The organism is Microcoleus sp. B9-D4, from assembly GCF_036705105.1.
In the GTDB taxonomy this organism is placed as follows: domain Bacteria; phylum Cyanobacteriota; class Cyanobacteriia; order Cyanobacteriales; family Microcoleaceae; genus Microcoleus.
This window is the reverse complement of the sequence record NZ_JAUBTS010000165.1, coordinates 1-1,663: the sequence shown is the minus strand read 5'-3', so window position 1 is coordinate 1,663 and position 1,663 is coordinate 1. Positions and strand designations below refer to the sequence as shown.

Genomic DNA, 1,663 nt, shown 5'->3' with positions numbered 1-1,663 from the left:
GGGCTTACTGAATAAGTTAGGAAAAATTGCGATCGCACTTGATGGGCAATTCAAGCTCGGCGACACATAACTTTTTGTTGACTATAACTTGCCCAAGTATAGCTTTTAATAATCATTGAACCGTAAATCGGTGTGATTTTCGGTTTGTGACATAAAAACACACAAAAAACCCGTCTTAACCAGGTAGAAAGGTTGATTACTAAAAAAGTAATAGCAATGGCTGTTTCCGAAGTATTATCAAGTTTGGTCATCACTCTATTCAGACCGAATCTTCTTTTACCTTGTCCAAATTTGCCCTCAATAGAGTTACGAATTCTCTCATCTTCCCAGGCTTGTTTCTTTGTTTCCTTACTCACATTTGCTGGTGGCCTTCCTAAAGGGGGGCCACTAATTCTAATTCCTCTTTCTTTACACCAAGATCGGTTTTCTCTTGTTCGATAAATGCGCTCGGCATGGACTGATTCTGGGTAGTATCCTGTGTAACTTTTAAATGCTTCTACTTGTGCTTTTAAGTCTTTTGATTCGTTAAAGTTATCCCAACTTATCCGGTATAAAAATACATATCCTTTAATACAACTCGCTGATAGTTTGGCTCCAAACTCCACAGGTTTTCCTGCTTTTCCTCTGACAATGGGACGGATGTGCGGTTGGCTTAAACTTACTATTCTGTCCTCTATACTCTGTTTTTTATTTTCAAATAACCAGAGTTGTTGGCGATAGACTTCTGTGAGGACTAGCAAAGTTTTATACTGCTTTTGGCTCAGACTTTGTAGGGTGGCACCTGATTCGATTAGTTGTTCAATATGAGCGAGGTTTCTTTTTATATATTGCAGTTGTTTTTTAAGGGCTTGGATTTTTTGGTGGCGTTGAGGTCGTCGTTGTTTGGCTATTGCTAAGTAGTCTTTTCTGGCTATTTTTCGATAGGTTCTGGGTTTTTTATTAATTTTTTGCTTGAGGATTTTATAGAGAATGTCGATGATTTTTTCGGTGTGAACTCTGGCCTTGTTTAATAGTCCTAAGTCTGTGGGATAGCTAATGTCTGCTGGGGCCGAGGGAGCATCTATGATTAATTTCCCTTGATTGGCTGATTCATTTTTTGCGTCCGAATCCTTTTCTTTTTCGGGCGGTTTTGGGGTGGTTTCGCACATTTTTTCCACCAGTCGTTCGTTCACTTTCTTGATTAAATTCGCACTGATTCGTTGCCGAAAGTGGACTAATAGTGATGGGTCAAAAGGGGACTCATTACTGTAGGTGGATTGACCGATAAAGTATTGTAGGTACGGGTTTTCACGGATTTGTTCTACTGTTTCTATGTCGCTGATTCCGAGTTTTTCTTTGATGATTAATGCCCCTAATGCCATCCTAAATGATTTGGCTGGTGCTCCCATTTCGGTTGGAAAGTTTTCCGCATATTCTGATTCAAATTCTGACCACGGAATTAGTTCGGCCATTTTTACCCAACGGTTATCTGCTGCCAACTTGCATCCGTTGGAGAGTTCAAAGTCGAAGGGGTCGGTAGGAGCAGACTCAGCTTTTCGGTACACGATCGCAAATGGTAATGCAAGGGTTTTGTACTATTTTACCTGTTTTTCTTGCACCATTATTGATCGTCCGCTCTCTTAATCCTGGTGGTGTAACCTTTTGACACTGATTCAGCAAGCCC

General features: G+C 40.5%; 1 protein-coding gene. It reads right to left on the bottom strand.

Annotated features, from left to right (window positions below):
* Positions 1 to 50 precede the first annotated feature (50 nt).
* Positions 51 to 1,544, bottom strand: a complete 1,494-nt coding sequence (locus QUB24_RS33360) for an IS5 family transposase (protein ID WP_333157869.1) — start codon at positions 1,542 to 1,544, stop codon at positions 51 to 53.
* Positions 1,545 to 1,663: the final 119 nt, after the last annotated feature.